Consider the following 2,475-nt stretch of genomic DNA (forward strand, 5'->3'; position numbering starts at 1 on the left):
AGCCGCGGTAGCTCGCCAGGCCGGGGCCCGGCGCGATGATCCGGACCGTGTGGCCCCGGTCGATGAGCCGGTCGGCCGTGGCCTTGAGCGTCGTGGTGGTGCTGTCGACCGCGGGGTAGAAGGTCTCGGTCGCAAGAACGATCTTCATGGTTCCCACCCTCGGGTCCGGACGTGGCGCGGGTCTGAGCGTCGGGAGGGCCCGGGGTGTACGTCAGGTGAATCTCAGTCCTCGAGGCCGAGAGTCCGCAGGGGCAGGTCACCGCGCTCGATGTCGCCTGCGACCTTCCTGATCTGGTCGCGGCTCTGCCGCCAGTTGCCGGCCTGGACCTCCCAGTAGGGGGAGAAGCCCTTGCGGGCTTCGACCCACCAGTGCTTGCCGAGCGCGATCCGGCCGATGACGGCAAAGGGAAGGAGAAGGAGGATGAGAAGGACCTCAAGGGTGAGGAAGAGGCCGACCAAGACGACCGGCAGCACGAAGAAGCCGATGACGAGAAGGATGAGGAAGCCGATGGGGTCGTCGACGCCGTCGAGCCAGAGGCTGGGGTCGACCTTGTGGCGATGAGGGCGCCACGGCAACCAGCGGCGAGTGACACGCCAGACCTGACCGTGGTCGTCGATCACCTTCACGGGTGCAGTGTTCAGGGTGGGGCAAACTCCCTGGCTTCCTACTGACCGGTAGCCCGGAGATTGGTCACACATCCGTGACAGCGGTCCTGTCACGGATAGTCTTGTCGCTCGTGACTGAAACGCCCCTGCCGTTGGCGCAGCCCGAGGACGTGCACACGCGCGCCGATTGGGAGGCTGCCACCGCTGCCGTTCTCCGCAAGACCCGCAAGCTCAGCGACACCGATCCCGACGCTGCGGTGTGGGACAAGCTGACCCGGAAGACGCTGGACGGCATCGGGATCACGCCGATCGGCACGCCGGCCGACCTCGAGGGCGTGCAGACCAGTGGGCGTCCGACCCGCGCAGGTGCCTGGGACATCCGGGCCCGGATCGCCGGTCCCGACGCGAAGTTGCTCAACGAGCAGGCGCTCGTGGACCTCGACGGCGGCGTCACCTCCCTGTGGGTGCAGGCCGGCCCCGACACGGACCTCGAGACGCTGCTCAACGAGGTGCTGCTCGACCTCGCGCCCGTCGTCCTGGACCCGATCGGTGACCCCGTTGCCGTCGCGACGGCCTTCCTCGACACGTTCGAGACCGGCACCTACACGAACCTGCACCCCGACACGAACCTCGGCGTCGACCCGATCGGAGCCTCGCTCCGGGGCCTCGTCGAGGCGGAGACGCAGGCGAACGTCGACCACGTCGTCGCGGTCGCGAAGCTCGCGATCGAGCGCGGTGTGCGTGGCCTCGTCGTCGACGCCACCGCGGCGCACGACCTCGGCGCCAGCGACGTGCAGGAGCTCGGCTACAGCATCTTCGTCGCCACCACCTACCTGCGCGTGCTGGCCGAGGCCGGCATCGAGCCCGCCGTCGCTGCGGACCTGATCGAGTTCCGCTACGCCGCGACCGACGAGCAGTTCCCGACGATCGCCAAGCTGCGCGCTGCCCGCCGGCTCTGGGCGCGGGTGCTCGAATTGTCCGGCGTGAGCGCCGAGCAGCGCCAGCACGCCGTCACCAGCCGGCCGATGCTGACCAAGTACGACCCCTACGTGAACATGCTCCGCACGACCGTCGCCGCCTTCGCGGCCGGTGTCGGCGGCGCGGATGCCGTGACGGTCCTGCCGTTCGAGACGCCGGTCGGCCAGCCCGACCTCTTCGGTCGCCGGATCGCCCGCAACGTGTCGCACCTGCTCATCGACGAGTCACACGTCGCCAAGGTCGCCGACCCCGCCGGTGGCGCCTACGCCGTCGAGAAGCTGACCGACGACCTCGCCGTCGCGGCCTGGGCCGAGCTCGGGCTTCTCGAGACGGACGGCCTGGACGCCCTCCGTGACCGCATCGCCGACGTCGTGGCCCGCCGCGAGGCCGAGATCGTCACCCGCAAGCGCCCGATCACCGGCCTGACGGAGTTCCCGAACCTCGCCGAGGTCCTGCCGGAGCGTGCCCCGTCCGAGGACGGCGCCTCGGTCCGCCGGTACGGCGCCTCGTTCGAGGCCCTGCGCGACGCGCCCGCCGCGAGCCCGGTCTTCCTGGCCACGCTCGGCACCGTCGCGCAGCACACCGCCCGCGCCACCTTCGTCAGCAACCTGCTGGCCGCCGGTGGCATCGCGGTCGACGTCGCCGGACCGACCTCGAGCGCCGAGGACCTCCTGGCGTCGTACGACAAGCAGGCGGTGGTGTGCCTCGCCGGCACCGACGACGCCTACGCCGAGTGGGGCGGCGCAGCCGCTGCCGCGCTGCGTGAGGCGGGCGCCGTACACGTGATCATCGCCGGGAAGGCGACCGACTGGGCTGACGACAGCGCAGCGATGGGCGTCGACGCCCTGGCCTTCCTGAACCGCACGAGGGAGAAGCTGGCATGAGCATTCC

General features: G+C 70.4%; 3 protein-coding genes. 1 reads left to right on the forward strand and 2 read right to left on the reverse strand.

The features are described from left to right. Both ACOADB_RS13455 and ACOADB_RS13460 read right to left on the reverse strand, forming a co-directional pair. The coding region (locus ACOADB_RS13455; RefSeq protein WP_378599372.1) for a hypothetical protein at positions 1-260 on the reverse strand (260 nt) is incomplete at its 3' end. Then, a complete protein-coding gene (locus ACOADB_RS13460) occupies positions 223-627 on the reverse strand; it encodes a hypothetical protein (protein WP_378599363.1) in 405 nt (134 codons plus the stop codon). The genes ACOADB_RS13460 and ACOADB_RS13455, both read right to left, overlap by 38 nt. A 110-nt stretch (positions 628-737) precedes the next feature. Between ACOADB_RS13460 and ACOADB_RS13465 the strand changes: the two genes are divergently transcribed. Further along, on the forward strand, positions 738-2,468 hold the full coding sequence (locus ACOADB_RS13465; RefSeq protein WP_378599366.1) for a methylmalonyl-CoA mutase family protein: 1,731 nt from the start codon (positions 738-740) through the stop codon (positions 2,466-2,468). Positions 2,469-2,475 lie beyond the last annotated feature (7 nt).

It is taken from the genome of Nocardioides sp. CPCC 206348, from assembly GCF_048654705.1.
In the GTDB taxonomy this organism is placed as follows: domain Bacteria; phylum Actinomycetota; class Actinomycetes; order Propionibacteriales; family Nocardioidaceae; genus Nocardioides.